This is a genomic window from Bradyrhizobium sp. FW305-F6 (assembly GCF_058782905.1).
On record NZ_JBYSYD010000001.1, the window covers coordinates 1,660,707 to 1,682,162 of the forward strand.

At 65.0% G+C, this 21,456-nt stretch carries 16 protein-coding genes; 8 read left to right on the forward strand and 8 right to left on the reverse strand.

Annotated elements, in window-relative coordinates; translation table 11 throughout:
- The first annotated feature begins 207 nt into the window (after positions 1 to 207).
- Complete coding sequence (locus AC3WLX_RS08115) at positions 208 to 1,785, forward strand: fatty acid--CoA ligase (protein ID WP_492335424.1); 1,578 nt, start codon at positions 208 to 210, stop codon at positions 1,783 to 1,785.
- Positions 1,786 to 1,963: 178 nt separating this feature from the next.
- Here the strand turns inward: AC3WLX_RS08115 and AC3WLX_RS08120 are convergent, their stop codons facing one another.
- Entirely contained in the window at positions 1,964 to 3,238 is a 1,275-nt protein-coding gene (locus AC3WLX_RS08120) for an acyl-CoA dehydrogenase family protein (RefSeq protein WP_291627564.1), read from the reverse strand.
- 213 nt (positions 3,239 to 3,451) lie between these two features.
- Between AC3WLX_RS08120 and AC3WLX_RS08125 the strand changes: the two genes are divergently transcribed.
- A complete protein-coding gene (locus tag AC3WLX_RS08125; RefSeq protein WP_492335425.1) occupies positions 3,452 to 4,231 on the forward strand; it encodes an enoyl-CoA hydratase-related protein in 780 nt (259 codons plus the stop codon).
- A gap of 142 nt (positions 4,232 to 4,373) precedes the next feature.
- Here the strand turns inward: AC3WLX_RS08125 and AC3WLX_RS08130 are convergent, their stop codons facing one another.
- Genes AC3WLX_RS08130 through AC3WLX_RS08140 form a run of 3 tightly spaced genes read right to left on the reverse strand, consistent with a single transcriptional unit; the run spans position 4,374 to position 6,526 of the window.
- Positions 4,374 to 4,751, reverse strand: coding sequence for a DUF6285 domain-containing protein (locus AC3WLX_RS08130; protein WP_492335426.1), 378 nt, complete (start codon positions 4,749 to 4,751; stop codon positions 4,374 to 4,376).
- Positions 4,752 to 4,754: 3 nt separating this feature from the next.
- On the reverse strand, positions 4,755 to 5,741 hold the full coding sequence (locus AC3WLX_RS08135; protein WP_492335427.1) for a phosphotransferase family protein: 987 nt from the start codon (positions 5,739 to 5,741) through the stop codon (positions 4,755 to 4,757).
- Positions 5,738 to 6,526 carry an enoyl-CoA hydratase/isomerase gene (locus AC3WLX_RS08140; RefSeq protein ID WP_492335428.1) on the reverse strand — a complete coding sequence of 263 codons (789 nt, stop codon included), beginning with the start codon at positions 6,524 to 6,526 and terminating at the stop codon, positions 5,738 to 5,740. Before AC3WLX_RS08140 ends, AC3WLX_RS08135 begins: the two co-directional genes overlap by 4 nt.
- 169 nt (positions 6,527 to 6,695) lie before the next feature.
- Here AC3WLX_RS08140 and AC3WLX_RS08145 point away from each other — a divergent pair, with 169 nt between their 5' ends.
- The 4 genes from AC3WLX_RS08145 (at position 6,696) to AC3WLX_RS08160 (ending at position 10,296) form a co-directional block, all read left to right on the forward strand.
- On the forward strand, positions 6,696 to 7,475 hold the full coding sequence (locus tag AC3WLX_RS08145; RefSeq protein ID WP_492335429.1) for an SDR family NAD(P)-dependent oxidoreductase: 780 nt from the start codon (positions 6,696 to 6,698) through the stop codon (positions 7,473 to 7,475).
- A 114-nt stretch (positions 7,476 to 7,589) separates the two neighbouring features.
- Complete coding sequence (locus tag AC3WLX_RS08150; RefSeq protein ID WP_291627552.1) at positions 7,590 to 7,970, forward strand: VOC family protein; 381 nt, start codon at positions 7,590 to 7,592, stop codon at positions 7,968 to 7,970.
- A gap of 317 nt (positions 7,971 to 8,287) precedes the next feature.
- On the forward strand, positions 8,288 to 9,565 hold the full coding sequence (locus AC3WLX_RS08155) for an acyl-CoA dehydrogenase family protein (RefSeq protein ID WP_492335430.1): 1,278 nt from the start codon (positions 8,288 to 8,290) through the stop codon (positions 9,563 to 9,565).
- Between the two features lie 113 nt (positions 9,566 to 9,678).
- Positions 9,679 to 10,296 carry a flavin reductase family protein gene (locus tag AC3WLX_RS08160; protein WP_492335431.1) on the forward strand — a complete coding sequence of 206 codons (618 nt, stop codon included), beginning with the start codon at positions 9,679 to 9,681 and terminating at the stop codon, positions 10,294 to 10,296.
- A 393-nt stretch (positions 10,297 to 10,689) separates the two neighbouring features.
- On the opposite strand, the gene yghU is transcribed toward AC3WLX_RS08160, so the two are convergent.
- Positions 10,690 to 11,565, reverse strand: coding sequence for a glutathione-dependent disulfide-bond oxidoreductase (gene yghU / locus AC3WLX_RS08165; RefSeq protein ID WP_492335432.1), 876 nt, complete (start codon positions 11,563 to 11,565; stop codon positions 10,690 to 10,692).
- Between the two features lie 386 nt (positions 11,566 to 11,951).
- Between yghU and AC3WLX_RS08170 the strand changes: the two genes are divergently transcribed.
- Together AC3WLX_RS08170 and AC3WLX_RS08175 are read left to right on the forward strand one after the other, a co-directional pair.
- The gene (locus tag AC3WLX_RS08170) at positions 11,952 to 13,085 is read left to right on the forward strand and encodes a nitronate monooxygenase (protein WP_492335433.1); all 1,134 of its coding nucleotides are present in this window, start codon (positions 11,952 to 11,954) and stop codon (positions 13,083 to 13,085) included.
- Positions 13,086 to 13,272: 187 nt separating this feature from the next.
- Positions 13,273 to 14,787 (forward strand): acetyl-CoA acetyltransferase, encoded by a 1,515-nt coding sequence (locus tag AC3WLX_RS08175; protein WP_492335434.1) that lies wholly within the window; start codon positions 13,273 to 13,275, stop codon positions 14,785 to 14,787.
- Positions 14,788 to 15,045: 258 nt separating this feature from the next.
- Here the strand turns inward: AC3WLX_RS08175 and AC3WLX_RS08180 are convergent, their stop codons facing one another.
- From AC3WLX_RS08180 to AC3WLX_RS08190, 3 genes are all read right to left on the reverse strand, one after another.
- Positions 15,046 to 16,242: an efflux RND transporter periplasmic adaptor subunit gene (locus tag AC3WLX_RS08180; RefSeq protein WP_492335435.1), complete on the reverse strand. Its 1,197-nt coding sequence runs from the start codon at positions 16,240 to 16,242 to the stop codon at positions 15,046 to 15,048.
- On the reverse strand, positions 16,229 to 19,408 hold the full coding sequence (locus AC3WLX_RS08185; protein ID WP_492335436.1) for an efflux RND transporter permease subunit: 3,180 nt from the start codon (positions 19,406 to 19,408) through the stop codon (positions 16,229 to 16,231). The genes AC3WLX_RS08180 and AC3WLX_RS08185 overlap by 14 nt, the downstream gene beginning before the upstream one ends.
- Before the next feature lie 169 nt (positions 19,409 to 19,577).
- Positions 19,578 to 21,272, reverse strand: coding sequence for a methyl-accepting chemotaxis protein (locus AC3WLX_RS08190; protein ID WP_492335437.1), 1,695 nt, complete (start codon positions 21,270 to 21,272; stop codon positions 19,578 to 19,580).
- Positions 21,273 to 21,456 lie beyond the last annotated feature (184 nt).

Genomic DNA, 21,456 nt, shown 5'->3' on the forward strand with positions numbered 1-21,456 from the left:
ACGCGGGGACCCATAACCACAGGGAGGAGTCGTGGAGCGAGACAGGTCACTCCGAGTCGTCGCCAAATCCCTGCTGCGGCGTATGGGTCCCGGATCTGCGCGCGCTTAGGGCGCGCTTGTCCGGGACGACAGCGGGCCTCCCATCTTGTCATCACCCGCGATTGACTCCACACTCCCCGTACAAGAACAAAGCGTCACGGGAGAAACATGTCCACACAGCCATTGGCGAATCTCGCCGACATGGTGCGCGAGCGTGCAAAGAGCCGCGGCAACGCCATCGCCTATGAGTTCGAGGGCCGCACCACCAGCTTCGCCGAGTTCGACATCAAGACCAACAAGGTCGCCAACGCCCTGATCGCGATGGGCGTGAGATCCGGCGATCGCATCGCCTATCTCGGCAAGAACAGCGACCTCTATTTCGAGCTGCTGATGGGCGCGATGAAGGCCGGCGCCGTGATGGCGCCGGTGAACTGGCGGCTCGCGGGGCCGGAGGTTGCCTTCATCGTTGCGGACTGCAAGGCGCCGGTGCTGTTCGTGGGACCGGAATTCATCGCACAGGTGCGCCAGATCAGGGACCAGATTCCGGGCGTCCGCAGCATCATCACCACCGAGGGCGGCGCGCCGGAATGGCAGGATTTTACGGCCTGGCGCGATGCGCAGAGCGGCGAGGATCCCAAGGTGCCGATCGCGACCCGCGGCATCGCGATCCAGCTCTACACCTCGGGCACGACGGGCAAGCCGAAGGGCGCGATGCTGAGCCACGCGAACTTCCTGAACCTGGTGCAGACCGGCAATGCCGAGGACAAGCCGGAGTGGAACCGGTGGTCGACCGACGACGTCTCGCTGGTGGCGATGCCGATCTTCCACATCGGCGGCTCCGGCTGGGGCGTGATGGGGCTATATCACGGTGCCCGCGGCGTGATCGCGCGCGAGTTCGATCCGACCAAGGTTCTGGACTTCTTCGAGCAGTCGGGCATCACAAAACTGTTCATGGTGCCGGCGGCGATGCAGTTCGTGGTGCGGCAACCGCGCGCCAGGACGGTCGATTTCTCCAGGCTGAAATACATGCTGTATGGCGCCTCGCCGATTCCGGCGGCACTGCTGAAGGAATGCATCGAGGTCTTCAAATGCGGCTTCGTGCAGATGTACGGCATGACCGAGACCACCGGCACCATCGTCGCGCTGCCGCCCGAGGATCACGTCGAGGGGCTGGAGCGGATGCGCTCGGCCGGCAAGGCGCTGCCGGGCGTGGAAATCGCGATCCTGGATGTTGACGGCAAGCCGTTGCCGCCGCGGCAGGTCGGCGAGATCGCGACGCGCTCGGGCTCCAACATGGCCGGCTACTGGAACCTGCCGGAGGCGACCGCATCGACGCTGCGCAGCGACGGCTGGCTGCGCACGGGCGATGCCGGCTACATGGACGAGGACGGCTATCTCTACATCCACGACCGCATCAAGGACATGATCATCTCGGGCGGCGAGAACATCTACCCTGCCGAAGTCGAGAGCGCGCTGTGCGATCACCCCGACGTCGCCGAAGCCGCCGTGATCGGCGTGCCCGATGACAAATGGGGCGAGGCGGTGAAGGCCGTGGTGGTGATGAAGCCCGGCAAAGAGGCGACCGCGACCGACATCATCAACTTCACGCGGACCCGCATCGCCGGCTACAAGACGCCGAAGAGCGTGGAGTTTTTGCCGGCGCTGCCGCGCAATCCGAGCGGCAAGATTTTGCGCAGGCAATTGCGCGAGCCGTATTGGGAGGGGAAAGACCGAAGGGTGAATTGATCCGCGGTCTATCCATTTCGTCGTCCCGGGGCGCGCGCAGCGCGAGCCCGGGACCCATATCCACAGGGTAGAGTTTGGCGACGACACGGAGTTGCTTTCCCGCGCCACGCTTCTCCCTGGGGTTATGGGTCCCCGCCTTCGCGGGGACGACTCGGGAGAGATAACGCGCGGTAACGACTCAATGCTTCCCCGGCCCCATATAGCCGAACAGGAACCCCGCCACCTTGCGCATCTGGATCTCCTCGCTGCCTTCGGTGATGCGATATCTCCGGTGGTGGCGATAGATGTGCTCGAACGGCTTGTGGCGTGAATAGCCCATGCCGCCGTGGACCTGCATGGCACGATCGGCGGATTCGCAGCAGAGGCGGTTTGCCCAGTAGTTGCACATCGAGACGCGGTCGGAGAGCGTACGCTCGATCTGTTCCTCGGTGAGCTGGTCCATCTCCCAGGCGGTCTTGCGGATCAGAAGGCGCAACATCTCGGCCTGGGTGGCGAGCTCGACCAGCGGGAACTGGATCGCCTGGTTCTCCGCGAGCGCCCGGCCGAACGGCTTTCGCTCGCGGGCATACTTCACGCTCTCGTTGATGCAGTAGACGGCGGCCCCCAGCGAGCTCGCCGCCTGGCGGATGCGGTTCTGGTGCACGAAACACTGCGCCAGCGACAGGCCGCGGCCGACCTCGCCGAACAGCGCATCCTCGGGCACGAAGACGTCGGTGAAGCTGACGCGCGGATGATCGGTCGGCATATTGAAGGTCCACATGTATTCTTCGACCTTCACCCCGTGGCTCTTCGCGGGAACCAGGAAGCAGGTGATCCCGCGGGCATCGCCGTCATTGCCGCTTGTCCGCGCGAACAGCGCACAGTGGGTGGCGACGTGCATGCCGGTGGTCCACATCTTTTCGCCGTTGATGATCCAGCCCTTGACGTTGTCGCGGGTCGCGGGGACCGCGCGCGTCTCCATGTGGGTGGCGTCCGAGCCGTGATGCGGCTCGGTCAGGCCGAAGGTGATGCGGTACTTGCCCCTGATCGAGCCGTCGATCATCGCCTTCTGGTCGTCGCGGCCGTAGCGGTCGAGCATGGTGACGACGGGAAAGTTGCCGACGATCGAGTGCTCGTTCTGGAGGTCGTTGTGCAGGCCGAGACCCTTGGCAGCAAAATGCTCGCGGATCACGGCCATCCAGAGGTTGGAGCCGTCCTTGCCGCCATATTGCTTCGGTACCGGAAAGCGCAGGTGCCCGGCGGCGTCGGCGAGATCCTTGGCCTTGCGCAGCAACGCTTCCCATTCGTGGCGCGGCAGGCCGCCATTCTCGAAATCGGTGCGTGCCCATTCGCGGCGATGGTCGAAGAAGCGGATGTTGTCGTCGGCCTCCTCCAGCGGCTTGATCTCGCGTTCGATGAAACGGTCGAGCTCTGCGAGATAGGCGACGAGGTCGGCAGGCAATGAGAAATCCAAAGCTTCTCTCCCGGACTGATTTTGTGGTTTTGCGTTAAGGCGCTAGGCGCGCTCATGCTTCGCACGATTAAGCGGAGAAGAGCGCGCGCAAGTCAAGCAAACCGAAGCGTGTGGCGCGCGCAAGGCGCATTGCGCAATTCGATGGTGCTCTGCCGCCGGCGCGCGGTAGTATGTCGTCAAATATTCCTTCACGAGAAAATGCGGGAGCGCACGATGGAGCTGAAGTTTTCGAAAGTGGAACGCAAGGGGCCGATCACAATCGTGACGCTGTCGCGGCCCGAGGTCTACAACGCGCTGCACACCGATGCGCATTTCGAACTGCAAAAGGTGTTCGACGATTTCTCGGGCGATCCCGAGCAGTGGATCGCGATCGTCACAGGCGCCGGCGACAAGGCGTTCTGCGCCGGCAACGATTTGAAGTGGCAGGCGGCCGGCGGCAAGCGCGGCTGGGACAAGGGCGGCTTTGCCGGTCTCACCTCCCGCTTCGACTGCGACAAGCCGATCATCGCCGCCGTCAACGGCGTCGCCATGGGCGGCGGCTTCGAGATCGCGCTGGCCTGCGACCTCATCATCGCCTCGGAGAACGCCACCTTCGCCCTGCCGGAGCCCCGCGTCGGGCTCGCCGCGCTCGCCGGCGGCCTGCACCGGCTGCCGCGCCAGATCGGGCTGAAGCGCGCGATGGGCATGATCCTGACCGCACGCCACGTCAGCGCCAAGGAGGGCCATGAACTCGGCTTCGTCAACGAGGTGGTACCGCAGGGCGAGGCGCTGAACGCCGCACTGCGCTGGGCCGACATGATCGCCAAGAATTCGCCGATGTCGATCCGCGCCTCGAAGCAGGCGATCCAGAAGGGGCTTGCCGTCTCGCTGGAGCAGGCGATCGCGGACCAGCGGGACTATCCGGCGGTACAAGCCATGGTGGCCTCGCAGGATTACATCGAGGGCCCGAAGGCGTTTTCCGAGAAGCGGCCGCCGAAATGGGTGGGGAAGTGACCGCGCCTGCGCGGTCATTCCGGGGCGCGCGTCAGGCGCGAGCCCGGAATCCATTAGGCGGCAGAACGCGCGGATAAATGGATTCCGGGCTCGTCGCTCCGCGACGCCCCGGAATGACGGGGAGCGCTGCGCTCTACCCGTCTTACGGATTGCGCCCCACCTCGCGCTTGTACGAAGCATAGTTCGGCTGGTCGACTGCGAGCTTGTCCATCGTAGTCGCCCACAGGTGCTCGGTGAGGCCCGGGGTTGCGAGATCGATTTCTCCCTTGGCGATCCGCTCGGCGAGTGCGCGGTTCAGCTCCATCACCGAGCCGTCCTCGCCGAGCAGCGCGCGCAGGCGCTCGACCTCGTTGGCGTCGCTCCCCTCCTCCCGCGTCAGCTGTCGCGTGACGAGATCGAGGATGTTGATGGCGACGCGGAGTTTGAAGGCCTGATGGCCTGAGATCAGGGGGGTGATGTCGTTGCGGAGGAAATCGGCGACGGCCTTGGTCAGCTCGATCGGTGTGGGTTCGTCCTGCATGGCTCAACTCCCGCGCGGCGCCAGCAGCCGCAACAGATCGATTTCGGTCTCACTGGCGCGGCGGCCGATCATGGCGCGCTCCATGGAATGGTCCGGTCCTTCGCGAAAGCGCTGCATCATGCCGCCGCACATGATGCCCCAGCGCAACGTGCCCATCACTTCCCAAAACTTGACGCGTTCGGGATCGACTTTGCGGCCGGCGGCCTCATAACCCGCGAACAATTCCTCGCGCGAACCGAAACCGCCGACGGGCTTGTCGATCTCGCCGAAGCGCCAGGAGTTGACGCAGACCCAGCCGAGATCCTCCATGGGATCGCCGAGATGGGCGAGTTCCCAGTCCAGCACTGCACGCACGCCATCCTGACCGATGATGAGGTTGCCGTTGCGGAAATCGCCGTGCACCAGCGTGGTCTCGCCCGATGGGCCGGGATCATGATCACGCAGCCAGCGCAGTGCAAGCTCGAACACGGGCTTGGGCCAGTTCAGGCTGCGGTAGTCGCGCTCGAATTCCGCTATCTCCTGGGTCGCGCCCCTGCTGCGCAATTCAGGCAATCTGTCCTGCGGCAGCCTGTGCAGGCCAGCGAGAATGCCGCCGATCTGCCGCGCCAGAATGGGGCGCGCCGCAGCAAACTCCTCATCTCGAAGAATCTTGCGCGCGATGGTCTCGCCCTCGACCCGCTGCATGATGAAGCCGGTGCCGAGATCGTCCTCCGGCGTGAGCACGTGCATCACGCGGGGAGACGGCACGCCGGCCTCGTAGGCCAGCTGCATCAGTTGCGCTTCAGCGGCGAGACCGGCCGCACGGGTCGGCGCGGCGCCATACCCCTTTGGCGAACGGCGCAGGATCGCGCCGATCACGCCGTCGGGATGGGTGATGTCGAACCGCCAGGTTTCCTGGCTGGCGCCGCCGGACAGCTTTGCCGCGCCCGTGACGCCGGTCGCGCCCGGGCACCAGCGCCTGGCACTGCGCGAAAGCTCCGCTTCGATCATTTGCCTTTGAACTGCGCGGGCCGCTTCTCGAGGAACGCGCCGACGCCCTCGCGGAAGTCCTGGGTGTCGCCGGCGCGGAGCTGGCACTGGAACTCGAGATTGAGCTGATCCTCGAAGGAATTTTCCGGGCTGTCCCAATAGAGCTTGCGGATCAGAGAGAGTGCCACGGTCGGCCCGCTGGCGAGATCGCGCGCGAGCTTCATCGCCTCCTCCATCAGCACGCCGTCGTCATAGACGCGGTTGACGAGGCCCCATTCCAGCGCCTTCTCGGCCGGAAGCCGCTCGCCCATCAGCGACAATTCGATCGAGCGGGCACGGCCGACGAGCCGGGGCAGGAGCCAGGTCGAGCCGCAATCCGGCACGAGGCCAATGCGGCGGAAGGCCTGCAGGAAATAGGACGAGCGCGCGCACAGGATCATGTCCCCGAGCAGCGCAAAGCTCATGCCGGCGCCGGCGGCGGGGCCGTTGACCGCAGTGACGATCGGGCAATGCAGGTTGCGGATACGGCGCAGGAAGGGGTGAAAGCCGGTCTCGAGCGTTAGGCCGGCCTTGGTCTTCTTCGACTGGTCGTTGCGCCCTTGCAGATTCGCACCAGTGCAGAACGCCCGCCCCGCGCCGGTCAGCACCACGCAGCGCACCTCATTCTTCTTCTCCTCGATCGCATCGAGCGCTTCGGAGAGACCGCCCAGCATGTCGACGGAGACCGCGTTCATCACCTCCTGATGGTCGAGCTTGAGGATCGCGACCGCGCCATCGAAATCGAGCGTGACGTGTTTGAACTGCATGGTTTCCTCGTCGGTTGCGCCTGCGTCAGTTTCGCAGACCGGAATTTTGCCTGGCCGGGGCGCATATTTGATTTTTGGCGCGCTCTTGTCCATGGTGATCGCAGCATAGCAAGCAATCTTGTGCGCAGCGGCTGATGGGCCGCAGACCAAGAAGAACAGGAAACGCGCCATGAACATTTTCGACCTCACCGGCCGCGTGGCCGTGATCACCGGCGGCAATGGCGGCATCGGGCTCGGCATCGCGCAGGCGCTCGCGGCCCAGGGCTGCAACGTCTCGATCTGGGGCCGCAATGCGGACAAGAACAAGGCGGCTGCCGCCAGCATGGCCGGCGCTCCCGGCAAGGTAGACGCCCGCGTCTGCGACGTCACCGATCCTGCCTCGGTCGCTTCAGCGATGAAGGCGACGCTCGATACCTTCGGCCGGGTCGACGGCTGCTTCGCCAATGCCGGCATCGGCGGCGGCGGAAGGCGGTCCTTCATCGAGCGCACCGAGGAAGAGTGGCGCACGATGTTTGCGACCAATCTCGACGGCGTATTCCACGCGTTCCAGGCGGCCGCGAAGCACATGACCGAGCGCGCCAATGCCGGCGATCCCTTCGGCCGGCTGGTTGCGACCTCGAGCCTCGCCTCGATCTTCGGCACCGCGCGCAACGAGCATTATGCGGCGACTAAGGCCGCCATCAACGCGCTGGTGCGCGCGCTCGGCGTCGAGCTGGCGCGCCACGGCGTCACCGCCAATGCGATCCTGCCGGGATGGATCAAGAGCGACATGACTGCGGGGCTGATGGCCAACGACAAGTTCGTCGGCAACGTGATGCCGCGCATACCGATGCGGCGCTTCGGCGAGGCGGCCGATTTCGGCGGCATCGCGGTGTATCTGATGAGCAAGGCCTCGTCCTATCACACCGCGGATACGTTCGTGATCGACGGCGGCTATACGGCCTTCTAGTTCAGCAGTTCGTAACCCGGATGGAGCGAAGCGCAATCCGGGATTGCCACAAGCAAGCAAGACCCGGAGTTCGCTTCGCTCCATCCGGGCTGCAAACACTGAGGGAATGGGCAAATGTTCTCGCACGTCATGATCGGCACCAACGACCTGGACAAGGCAAAAGCGTTCTACGACAATCTGCTGAGCACGCTCGAGGTGCGGCCGGCCAGGGTCGACGGCCATCGCATCTTCTACATCACCAAGACCGGCGTGTTCTCGGTGTCGAAGCCGATCAACGGCGAGCCGGCGACCTGCGCGAACGGCGGCACGATCGGCTTTGCCGCCAATTCGCCGGAGCAGGTCGACGCGTGGCACGCGGCTGGTGTCGCGGCCGGCGCAAAATCCATCGAGGATCCGCCCGGCGTGCGTCAGGGCCCTGGTGGCAAGCTGTATCTGGCTTACTTGCGCGATCTCGACGGCAACAAGATCTGCGCGATGCATCGGATGCCGAACTGAGCTGGCACAAAGCCGGTGTCGTCCCCGCGAAGGCGGGGACCCATAGCCCCAGGGAGCGGTTATGGAGCGAGCCGGTCACTCCGAGTCTTCGCCAACCGTCTTCCTGTGGTTATGGGTCCCGGATCTGCGCGCGCTTGTGGCGCGCTTGTCCGGGGACGACATTGGGAGGATTTTTCGCACCCTCATTCAAACAACATTTCAAACGTCCTCGCGAATTCCATCGCGTGGCATGCCTGCGGGTGAAAATGCGCGCTCGCACTTTCGCGGCGCTGCGACTATTCTTCGCTCAACACATTCTAGCGCTCCCGGGAGGACCAATGACAAAACACACCTACATTCCCCGCACCACCAACTACACCCTCAATCCCGGCGACGAGCTCAACGACCTCCGCATGTCGGAGCAGGTCCGGCCGCTCTACGACCACGTCAAGAAGTTCATCCGTGACACGGTCGAGCCGATGTCGATCGAGTTCGCGAAGGCCGGCGAAGGCAAGGAGGATCGCTGGAGCTTCACGCCGAAGCAGCTCGAAGTGCTGGAGAAGGCCAAGAACAAGGCGAAGCAGGAAGGCCTGTGGAACTTCTTCCTGCCCGACGACGAGACCGGCCAGGGCCTGAAGAATCTCGACTACGCCTATATCGCGGCCGAGCTCGGCAAGAGCCCGCTGGCGTCCGAGACCATGAACTGCTCGGCGCCCGACACCGGCAACATGGAGGTGCTGGAGCGCGTCGGCACCAAGGAGCAGAAGGAGAAATGGCTGAAGCCGCTGCTCAACGGCGAGATCCGCTCGGCCTATGTCATGACCGAGCCGAACGTCGCCTCCTCCGACGCCAAGAACATCTCTACGACCGCCAAGCTCGTCGGCGACGAATGGGTCATCAACGGCGAGAAGTACTACATCTCGGGTGTCGGCGATCCCCGCTGCAAGATCCTCATCGTGATGGTGAAGACCAATCCTGACGCGGCGCCGAGCAAGCAACAGTCGCAGATCCTGGTGCCGCGCGACACGCCCGGCGTCGAGGTGCTCGGCCCCATGCACGTGTTCGGCCAGGACCACGCTCCGCGCGGCCACATGCACATGCGCTTCAACAACGTGCGGGTGCCGAAGGAGAACATCCTGCTCGGCGAAGGCCGCGGCTTCGAGATCTCGCAGCTCCGCCTCGGCCCGGGCCGCATCCATCACTGCATGCGCACCATCGGCAAGGCAGAGAAGGCGCTCGACCTGATGGTGCAGCGCGGCCTCACTCGCGAAGCCTTCGGCAAGAAGATCGCCCATCTCGGCGGCAACATGCAGATCATCGCGCAGGCGCGCTGCGAGATCGAGGCGATGCGGCTGATGGTGCTGAAGGCCGCCAAGGCGATGGACGTGCTCGGCAACAAGGAAGCCCGCGTCTGGGTCTCCATGGTCAAGGCCATGGTGCCGGAGCGCGCCTGCAAGATCATCGACCAGGCGATCCAGATCCACGGCGCCACGGGCATCTCGCACTGGACCCCGCTCGCCGAAATGTACCAGGACGTGCGTCACCTGCGCTTCGCCGACGGTCCGGACGAGGTGCACTGGATGGTGGTCGGACGGCACGAGCTGAGCATGGCGTGATCTCTGCTCGTCATGCGCGGGCTTGACCCGCGCATCCATCGAAGGGAACATTTCTTCGAAATTGATGGATTGCCGGGTCAAGCCCGGCAATGACGACTTGCCCAGGAGCCGCCATGGACTACGCCGCCAGCGATCTGACGCCTCGCGAGCGCTACAAGGTGCTGACGTCCTTCGTCCTGCCGCGGCCCATCGCGTGGGTGACCACGCTCGGGCCGACCGGCGTCGTCAATGCCGCCCCGTTCAGCTTCTTCAACGCCTTCTGCGAGGATCCGCCGCTCTGCATGTTCGCGGCCAACCGCAAGCCGAACGGACAGGACAAGGACACCTTCCTCAACATCCAGCGCACCGGCGAGTTCGTGGTCAATATCGCGGACGAGCCGCTGGCCCGGGCCATGCACGAGAGCAGCGGAGACTTTCCGCCTGAGATCGGCGAGCCCGATTATCTCGGGCTGAAGCTTGCGCCCTCGACGACAATCTCAGTGCCACGGCTCGCTGACACGCCGTGGGCGATGGAGTGCAAGCTCTGGAAGCTGATCGACGTCAACGACGATCGCCGGCTGATCATGGGCGAAGGCCTCCACTTCCACATCCGCGACGAGCTGTGGGACCACGACGCGATGCGGGTGCACATGGACCGCTATCACCCGATCGGCCGCATGTTCGCCGACCGCTACTGCCGCACCGATGACCGCGTGGTGTTTCCGGCAGCGGAAGGCGTGAAAAAGAGGTAGGGGGCAAAGGCGCGTGGCGCCGCGCCCCACGTCTTTCTTGCGGATCACGCCGATTGGTGGGCAACGCTTCCGCCTTCGCTCTTTGAGCTAAAGGCCTGTACCCCCTCACCCGCATTCGTCTGCGATCAAATTCGATCTCTCCCCGCAAGCGGCAGGGCAATCGCATATGGGAGCGATATTGCCTCTGGCCATCCTTCGAGACGCCCGCCGTTGGCGGGCCCTCAGGATGAGGACTGAGTGCGTTGCGCTGGTTTCAACGAGCGCCGGTGCCGCCTAGCCTCACCCTGAGGGACCGCGAAGCGGTCGTCTCGAAGGGCGAGGCGTGCGCTCAGGCCTTTCAAAAACCCATATGCGATCGCCCTGCAGCAAGCGGGGAGAGGTGAGGAAAGCGCCCTACGTTGCGGGGGAGACCTTGTCCTGAGTCTTCGTCTCGAAATCGGATGCGTCGTGGCGCTCGTGGAGCTGGCTCGCGGGATCGCCGGAGACGCGGTTGACCATGCGCCCGCGCTTCACGGCGGGGCGCTGCGCGATCTGGTCGGTCCAGCGCTGCACGTTCTTGTAGTCCTGCACGGAGAGGAACTCGCCGGCGCCGTAGACCAGCCCCTTGGCGAGTGCGCCATACCAGGGCCACACCGCCATATCGGCGATCGTGTACTCCTTGCCCGCGAGGTACTCGTTATCGGCGAGGCGACGGTCGAGCACGTCGAGCTGGCGCTTGGTCTCCATCGCGAAACGGTCAATGGCGTATTCGATCTTGGTCGGCGCATAGGCATAGAAATGGCCGAAGCCGCCGCCGAGATAGGGGGCGCTGCCCATCTGCCAGAACAGCCAGGACATCGTCTCGGTTCGGGTCTTGACCTCCTTCGGCAGGAAGGAGCCGAACTTCTCGGCGAGGTAGAACAGGATCGAGCCGGATTCGAACACCCGGATCGGCTCGGGTCCGGAGCGATCCATCAGCGCCGGAATTTTCGAGTTGGGGTTGATGTCGACGAAGCCGCTGCCGAACTGGTCGCCATTGCCGATCTTGATCAGCCAGGCGTCGTATTCAGCACCCTTGTGGCCGAGTGCCAGGAGCTCCTCCAGCATCACCGTAACCTTCACCCCGTTCGGCGTCGCCAGCGAATAGAGCTGAAGCGGATGCTTGCCGACCGGCAGCTCCTTGTCGTGGGTGGGCCCGGCGATCGGGCGGTTGATGCTGGCGAATTGCCCGCCGTTCTCCTTGTTCCAGGTCCAGACTTTGGGCGGCACGTAGGCGGGGGCGTCGGTCATGCGGGGCTCCGGGAAAAAGGATGCGTCTGCATTAATTAGCCCGACAATGCCGAATGGCAAGGCCTCCGAGACGCATTGCCGGGCGGGGCGTCTCACCGTTTCGTCATGGCAAGCTCCCTCTCATCATTCCGGGGCGCCCGCAGGGCGTGCCCGGAATCCATCGTGCCGGCAGGAATGCTCTGAAAGATGGATTCCGGGTTCTCGCTGACGCGAGCCCCGGAATGACGGCCTCACCTGGGACGCAGCGGGCCTGTGGAAAGAGCGCAACGCCTACACGCAAGATGCATTGCCGAATCCGGCGTGGCATCGCGCGTGTCGATCGGCTAGCGTCGCTTTGCTTCGTGAGGGAAAGCAACGCGAACGCGAGGAGCCGCCGGGAGAGAGCCATGAAATCGCCGATCTGCGACATGCTGGGCATCGAATTCCCGCTGCTCGCCTTCAGCCATTGCCGCGATGTCGTCGCCGCGGTCAGCCGCGCCGGCGGCTTCGGCGTGCTGGGCGCGACCGTGCACACGCCTGACACGCTCGAGCGCGAATTGAAGTGGATCGACGCGCATGTCGATGGCAAGCCTTACGGCATCGACGTGCTGATCCCGGAGAACATCTCGACATCAGGCGAGAAAGACGTCACCTGGAAGAGCCTGGAAGCGCGCGTGCCGCAGGAGCATCGCCTTTACACGCGCGATCTCCTGGAGAAATACGACATCGAGCTGACGACCACTGAGGTCGCAGCCGATCAGCCGCAGCCGTTCGATGCGAAAACCGCGCTCGAGCTGCTCGAAATCTCCTTCAACCATCCGATCCGGCTGATCGCCAATGCGTTGGGCGTTCCGCCGAAGGCGATGATCGAGATGGGCAAGAGGCATGGCGTGCCGGTCGCAGCGCTGGTCGGGGCCAAGGAGCACGCGCTGCGCCAGGTCGCGGCGGGCGTCGACATCCTCGTGGTGCAGGGCACCAAGGCCGGCGGCCATTGCGGCGAGGTCTCGACCATGGTGCTGGTGCCGGAGGTGATCAAGGCGATCAGGAACATCCGCGACGTGCCGGTGCTGGCGGCCGGCGGCATCATGACCGGCCGGCAGATGGCGGCCTGCATGGCGATGGGCGCGGCCGGCGCCTGGACCGGCTCGGTGTGGCTGGCCACGGTCGAGTCCGAGACATCCGAGATCTTTCGCGAGAAGATGATCGCGGCGTCCTCGCGCGACGCGGTGCGCTCGAAAGGCCGCACCGGCAAGCCGGCGCGGCAGCTCCGCTCGGTCTGGACCGATGCTTGGGACCGCGCACCGGACAGCCCGGGCGCGCTGCCGATGCCGCTGCAGAGCATCATCAGCCGCGACGCCTTCAATTCGATCGACCGCGCCGCCGCGGGCGGCAACGCCCGGGCCCGCGATCTCGTCAGCTATTTCGTCGGCCAGGGCGTCGGCCTGATCGACAGCGTGAAATCGGCAGGCGCCGTGGTGCAGGAGTTCAAGGAAGAGTTCGCCGAAGCCGTCGAGCACATGAATGCGCTGGTGGCGGAGTGATGGTGTGTGCGACCGGAGCGGTGTCCGCGGCCCATCCTTCGAGGCTCGTCCGACGGCGCGCTGCGCCGCCGGCCTCACACCTCAGGATGACGCTGTATCCATAGCCGTCATCCTGAGGTGGCCGCTTCTTCAGCGGCCCTCGAAGGACGACGGCGTACCCAATATCTGAAACGTGAAGCAAGAAGAAATGACCAATTCCCCTCTCCCCGAAGACCGCATCCCCGTCATCGTCGGCATCGGCGAGATCGTCGACCGTCCGAAAGAAATTACAGACGGCCTCGAGCCGCTCGATCTGTTGGAGCAAGCGCTGCGGCGGGCCGAGCAGGACGCCGGCGCAAAACTGCTCGGCGAGGTGCAGTCGCTCGACGTCGTCAACTTCCTGAGCTGGCGCTATCGCGATCCGGAGCAGCTATTGGCGCAGCGCCTCGGCGTGTCGCCTGCGCATTGCTATTACGGTCCCGTCGGCGGCGAGAGTCCGATCCGCTACATCCACGAAGCCGCCAAGCGCATCGCGCGCGGCGAGTGCAGCGTGGCGGCCGTCTGCGGCGCCGAGGCGCAGTCGACCGCGACCAAGGCCGAGCGCGCCGGCGTCAAGCTGCCATGGACGCCGTTCGCCCATGACGTCGAGGAACCCAAGCGCGGCGCGGCGTTTCAGAAGCCGCTCGCGGTGAAGCTCGGTGTGTTCCGACCCGTCACGGTCTATCCGTTCTACGAGGCAGCCTCCTCCGCCCATTGGAGCCAGACGCCGCGCGAGGCCATGGCGGAATCCGGCACGCTGTGGTCGCGCTATTCCGAAGCCGCCGCGCAGAACCCAAATGCCTGGCTGAAGCGGCGCCATACGCCGGAGGAGATCACGACGCCGAGCGCCGACAACCGGCTGATCGCCTGGCCCTACAACAAGCTGATGGTCGCCAACCCCAGCGTCAACATGGGCGGCGCGCTGCTGCTGACCAGCCTTGCCAAGGCGCGCGCGCTCGGCATCGCCGAAGACAAGCTGGTGTATCCGCTCGGCGGCGCCTCCGCCGAGGAGCCGCGCGACTATCTGTTGCGCGACCAATTCTACGAGAGCCATCCGCAGAACGCCGTGCTGAAGGCGGCGATGGATCTTGCCGACGGCGACGGCAGGACATTCGACGCGATCGAGCTCTACAGCTGCTTCCCCTGCGTGCCCAAGATGGCGCGGCGGACGCTGGGGCTCGGCGACGACGTGCAGCCGACCGTGACCGGCGGCCTCACCTTCTTCGGCGCGCCGCTCAACACCTACATGACGCATGCCGCATGCGCGATGGTGCGGCGCGTGCGCGACGGCGCCAAGCTCGGGCTGCTCTATGGCCAGGGCGGCTTCGTCACCAAGCATCACGCGCTGGTGGTGGCGAAGGCACCGCCGCGCGAGACGCTGTCGCAGGAGACCAGTGTGCAAGGTGAAGCCGACCGCAACAAGCGCGCGGTGCCGGAGTTCGCGGCGGAGGCAAACGGCAGGGGCAAGGTCGAAAGCTTTACCGTGCTCTACGGCCGCGGCGGCGATGTCGAACACGGCGTGGCGATGCTGCGCACGGAAGACGACCGGCGCACGCTGGCGCGGATTCCGGCGAGCGACAATGCGACACTCGCGCATCTGCTGGACATGGATCGCACGCCGGTCGGCTCAATCGGCGAGTTGGCGATGGCCGGGGATGGCGTGCCGGAGTGGCGGGTTGCGTAGCATCCTCCCTCTCCCCGCAAGCCGCAGAGCTATCGAGTGACTTGTGGCGACGGCCTTCGTGCACGCCTCGTCCTTCGAGACGGCGCTGACGCGCCTCCTCAGGATGAGGCTAATCAGCGTCAGTGCCCGTTGAGACTGTTGCCGCGCACTCCGCCCTCATCCTGAGGAGCCCGCCCAAAGCGGGCGTCTCGAAGGATGGCCGCAGGGAAACATTCTCAAATACGATAGCCCGCCGCAAGCGGGCGCGGTGAAGAACACTCAGCTCTTCGGTGCCTGCTTCTCCGACGCGGTCGCCGGCTTGCCCTTGGCGCCGACGACGCGGACCGCATCGCCATCCGAAAGCCCATCCGGCGGCGCGGTGATGACGCGGTCATCCGCTGCAATCCCCGAGGCGAGCTCGATTTCGCGGCCGAGGTCGCGGGCGATCGTCACGCTCTTGAACAGCACCTTGTCATCCGCACCGACCGTCGCCACTCGCAGGCCGCTGCCGTTGAAGATCAAGGCGCTGGCGGGGATGCTCAGCGGCGCTGAGTCACGCTGGAGGCTGAGCTTCACGCTGGCATAGCCCCCGGGCATCAACTCGCCTCTGGAATTGTCGAGCCCGAGCTGCATGCGTGTGGTGCCGGAGGCGACGTCGACGGCCTGCGAGGACGCCTCCACCGTCGCCTGGAACGTCCGGTTGGGATATTCAGGCAGCGTGATGATCGCCTTGGCCCCGATCTTGATCGCCGGCACGTAGTTCTGCGGCACGTTGACGTAGACGCGCAGCTTGCTGATGTCCGAGATCACGAACATCGCCGGGCCGGAGCCGCCGCCGGCATTGATGAGCGCGCCGACGTCGGTGTCGCGCGCGGTGACGACGCCGTCGAAAGGCGCGGTGATCTTCTTGTAGCCGGCCAGCGCTTCGAGCCGCTCGACATTGGCCTTGCCCGAATTGACGGCGGCGTTCTTGTTGGAGAGGTCGGCGGTGCGCTCGTCGATCTCCTGCGCGGAGACGAAGTTGGAGGCGACCAGTGTCTTGCGGCGGTTGAGAGTAGCCTCCGACAGCCTGGCGCTGGCCTGTTGGCTGGCGAGGTCGGCGCGGGCCTGCAGCAGCTGCTGATCGAGGTCGGGCGCCTCGATCTCGGCAATCACCTGGCCGGCCTTGACGCGCGCGCCGATGTCGGCGCTCCAGCTCTTCAAATAGCCCGACACCCGCGCGAAGATAGGGGCGCGGGAGTAAGCTTCCAGCCGGCCCGGCAGATCGATGGTGACGCTGAGGTCCTTGGCATTGGGCAGCGCCACGGCCACGCTGGGAACGGCCTGTTCGTCAGTCCATTCCTTCAGCTTCGAGCCCTGCTCCTCGCGGGCGCGGATGCCGGTGCCGACGACGAGGCCTGCCGCAATCAGCGCCACCACGCCGAAGATGCCCAGTTTCCGGCGCGACACCGGGGAGCGGGGTTCAGTGGGCGACATGCGGGGACTCCGATGAGGCGGCGGGCTTGGCGCCTTGTTTCTTGTGGACCATGCTGAACACCACGGGAACAAACATCAGCGTGGCGAAGGTTGCAAAGATCAGGCCGCCGATCACGGCACGGCCGAGCGGCGCATTCTGCTCGCCGCCCTCACCCAACCCCAGCGCCATCGGCGCCATGCCGATGATCATGGCGAGAGCGGTCATCAGGACGGGGCGGAACCGGACGAAGCCGGCTTCGAGCGCAGCGGCGACGGGATCGCCGAGTTCCTCGTAGCGCTCGCGGGCAAAGGAGATCACGAGCACGCTGTTGGCGGTGGCCACGCCCATGCACATGATGGCGCCGGTCAGCGCCGGCACCGACAGCGTGGTCTCGGTCATGAACAGCATCCAGACGATGCCTGCGAGCGCGGCTGGCAACGCGGTGATGATCACGAATGGATCGGACCAGGACTGGAAGTTCACGACGATCAAAAAGTAGATCAGCACGACGGCCCCGAGCAGGCCGAACAGCAGGCCGGTGAAGGCGCTGTTCATCGTCTCCACCTGGCCGAGCAGCACCACGGACGAGCCCTTCGGCACGTCCTTCGCGGTATCGGCAATCACTTGGCGGATGTCGGCGGCGACCGCGCCGAGATCGCGGCCCGAGGTCGTGGCAAAGATCTGAACCATCGACTGGATGTCGTATTGCGAAACGACCGCGCTCGACGCCGAGCGCTTGATGTCGGCGATGCCGCCGAGGATCGGCGACTGCGCATTGCCGGCCGCGGTGATCGGCAGGGTCTCGAGCGCACTGAGCGAATCGATCCGGTATTGCGGCGTCTGCATCACGATCGAGTACGACACGCCGTTATCGGGATTGAGGTAATAGGTCGGCGCCACCTGCGAGGAGCCGGCGAGATTGACCACGAGGCTGTTGGTGACGTCGCGCGCGGTCAGGCCGACATATTGGGCGCGGGTGCGGTCGACATCGATGTTGAACGTCGGATTGTTCGGCGACTGCTGGATCCGCGCATCGGCAACGCCGGGAATCTTGCGGACCTTAGCCAGCAGGCTGTTGGCATAGGCGAAGTTGGCGCTGACATTGGCACCGCGGATCTGCAGGTCGATCGGCGCCGGCGCGCCGAAATTCAGGATCTGGCTGACGATGTCGGCCGGCAGGAACGCGAAGCTCACGCCGGGAAACAGCCGCGGCAACTGCTCGCGCAGCACCTTTACGTGCTCTTCCGTCGGCCTGTGGCCCTCCCTCAGCTTGATCTGAATGTCGCCGTCCTGCGGGCCGATCACGCCGGTGTTGTTGTAGGTCAGGTTGATGCCGGAGATCGGCATGCCGATGTTATCGGTCATGGTTTCGATCTCGCCCGGGATCAGCTTGCGCACGGCTTTCTGGATATCGGCAAGCTGGTTCGCGGTCTCCTCGATCCGGGTGCCGACCTGGGTGCGGACATGCATCAGGATGTTGCCGGCATCGACGGCTGGAAAGAAGTTGCGGCCGAGGAACGGCACCAGCGCGAAGGACGCCCCGACGATGCAGATGAAACCGATGACGAACACCGCCCGGTGTGCCAGCGCGAGGCCAAGCAGGCCGTGATATCCACCCCGGATGCGCTCGAACCGCGCCTCGAATCCGCGCTGGAACCAGACCAAGGGATTGCGCGATTTCGGTGGCCCGCCCTCGTGATGGACATGCGCCTTGAGCAGATAATTCGCCATGGTCGGCACCAGCGTGCGCGACAGGATGAACGACCAGATCATCGCGAACATCACGGCTTCCGCCATCGGCACGAACAGGAAGCGCGCGACGCCTGAAAGGAAGAACATCGGCACGAACACGATGCAGATGCAGAGCAGCGACACGAAGGCGGGCGTCACGATCTGGTTGGCGCCGTCGAGGATGGACTGCTCGACCGGCTTGCCCTGCTCCAGATGGTAGTTGATGTTCTCGATCGTGACCGTGGCGTCGTCGACCAGGATGCCGACGGCGAGCGCGAGGCCTCCGAGCGTCATGATGTTCAGCGTCTCGCCGATTGCCGACAGCATGATGATGGCGCCAAGCACCGACAGCGGGATCGAGACGGCGATGATGACGGTCGAGCGCCAGCTGCCGAGAAACAGCAGGATCATGACGCTGGTAAGCAGCGCCGCGATCACGCCCTCGACCGCAACGCCCTGGATCGCACCGCGGACGAACACGGACTGATCACCGATGAAGTTGATCTTCAGCGCCTCCGGCATCTGGTCCTTGACCTCGATCACCTTCTGCTTGATCCCAGCGATGATATCGAGCGTCGAGGTGGCGCCGGCCTTCAGCACCATCATCAGCACGGAGCGGTTGCCGTCGACATGGACGATATTGGTCTGCGGCGGATTGCCGTCACGTACGGTCGCGACATCGCGCACATAGACCATGGCGCCGTTGACGGTCCTGATCGGCAGGTTGCCGAGTTCCTCGATTCGGAGCGGCGAATTGTTGAGCTGGATGCTGTACTCGAACTGTCCGATCTTCTGAGTGCCAACGGGCGTGATCAAGTTCTGTGCCGCGAGCGCATTGGCGACGTCCTGGCCGGAGAGGCCGCGGGCCTGGAGCGCGGTCGGATTGAGGTCGATCTGGACCTGGCGCTGCTTGCCGCCGAACGGGTACGGGATCGCCGCGCCGGGCACGGTGACCAGCGGCGTACGAAGCTGGTTGATGCCGATGTCGGCGAGGTTCTGCTCGGTGAGCCCGTCGCCCGACAGGGCCACCTGAAGGATCGGCACGGTGGACGCCGAGTAGTTCAGGATCAAAGGGGGTGTCGCACCCGGCGGCATCTGCCTGAGCAGGGTCTGCGAGATCGCGGTGACCTGGGCATTGGCGGTGCGGATGTCGACGTTGGGCTGGAAGAAGATCTTGATGATGCCAAAGCCGGTGTAGGAGTTGGCGACGATGTGCTCGATGTCGTTGACCGTGGTCGTCAGCGCGCGCTGGAACGGGGTGGTGATGCGGCCGGACATCTGGTCCGGCGGCAAGCCGGTGTACTGCCAGACCACACCGATGACGGGAATACGGATATCCGGGAAGATGTCGGTCGGTGTTCGCAGCGCCGCGAGCGGTCCGATGATCAGCAGCAGCAGCGCCAGTACGACGAATGTATAGGGCCGGCTCAGGGCAATACGGACCAGAGCAATCATGCGCCAGGCAATTCCAGGTCAAGCGAGGGTATGGGATCCGCCCCCACGGCGACCCCCTATCTCCTTTACCTGAGCACCGCCGGAAAGGCTAACCCCCGGCCGCTATCCCGCATTCACTTCCCTGCTACCGCACTGCGAAACCGACATCGCAGCCATGCCGCCACATTCCTCAGGCGGCACGGACCGAGTTCAGGAACTTGCCGACTTCGAGCTTGAGGCGGTTGGAGTCGCGGGACAGCATCTGCGCTGCCGACAGCACTTCCGAGGACGCCGAGCCGGTTTCGGAAGCGCCGCGCTGGACGTGGCCGACATTGGACGAGACCTGCTGGGTGCCTTGGGCCGCCTGCTGCACGTTGCGGGCGATCTCCTGGGTCGCCGCGCCCTGCTGCTCCACTGCTGCCGCGATAGCCGAAGCGATCTCCGACAAACGCGCGATGGTGCCGCTGATCTCGCCGATCGCGCTGACCGAATCCTGCGTCGCGGCCTGGATGCCGCCGACCTGCTGGCCGATCTCACCGGTTGCCTTGGCGGTCTGCTCGGCAAGCGCCTTGACCTCGGAAGCCACGACTGCGAAGCCGCGGCCGGCCTCGCCCGCCCGCGCCGCCTCGATGGTGGCATTGAGCGCCAGCAGGTTGGTCTGGCCGGCAATGGCATTGATGAGCTCGACGACGTCGCCGATCCGCGACGCGGCCCGCGACAATTCGCTGACGCGCTCGGTGGTGGCGTGCGCCTGGCTGACCGCCTCGCTCGCGATCCTGCTGGAATCCTGCACCTGGCGGCCGATCTCACGGACCGAGGACGACATCTCCTCGGCCGCCGATGCCACCGAATGAACGTTGCTGGAGGCCGCCTCCGAGCCGGTTGCCACCGCAGTCGCCAGTTCCTGCGCCCGGCCGGCGGTCGAGGACAGGGTCGAGGCCGAAGCCTCGAGCTCGGTCGCGGCCGACGACACGGTCTCGACGATCTCGCCGATCGCGGCCTCGAAACCGTCGGCGAGTTTGGTCATGTCGGCCTTGCGCTGCGCCTCGGCCCGGCGCTGCACGGCCTGCACCTCGTCGCGGCTGAAGCGGACCAGGGTTTGCACGGTCTGGAGGTTACGCAGCGCCTCGCCGATCTCGTCGTCGCGCTCGATCACGATACGGTTGTCGAGCTTGTCCTGCACGATGTTGACAAGAGTGTCGTTCAGCTGCCGCATCGGCTCCTGGATCGCACGCATGGTCGCAAAGCCGGCGAAGCAGACGATGGCGGCGCCTACGACGGCAAGCGCAGACAGCAGCAGGCTGGTCGAACCGCCGGTGGAGAGCGCGCCGCCGATGCCGAGCGCGAGCATGAACAGCAGCTGGAGCACCATCGTCGTGACCAGGCGTGCCTTCAGCGTGCCGGTGAAGATGCTGAAGCGGTCGAGCCAGGAGCGGCGGCGGATGATGCCGGCGTCGATGCGATAGCCGTGCGGCTTCTTCTCACGGATGGCGGCATAGACTTCTTCGGCGAGCTTGCGCTGGTCGGAAGGCAGTTTGGTGCGGATCGAGGTGTAGCCCTTGACCTCGCCGTTCTCGCGGATCGGCGACGCCGTCGCCAGCACCCAGTAGAAGTCGCCGTTCTTGCGGCGGTTCTTCACCGCGCCGAGCCAAGGCTTGCCGGCCTTCAGCGTGTCCCAGAGATTGTCGAACGCCTCCGGCGGCATGTCGGGATGGCGGACGATGTTGTGCGGCTGGCCCATGAGTTCCGCCGACGCAAAGCCGGCAGCCGCAATGAAATCCTCATTGAAGTAGGTGAGCTTGCCCTTGAGGTCGGTACGGGAGACGATCAGTGTCTCGTCGCTGACCGGATATTCGACAGCAGTCACCGGAAAGTTCTTGCGCATCAAAGCCCCCAGAAGATGGAATGCAGTATCGATTATTCCAATCGGGACCGTCTCCAATCTGAGCCCGTCCGCCCGTCGATTGTCGTAAATGCGATTTAACTATCTGTGAAACGGACCGCCCGTAGCATTACGGGAGCTCTCACAGGCTGCGATGCACCGCAAAACGAGACGAGCGGCGCCTTGC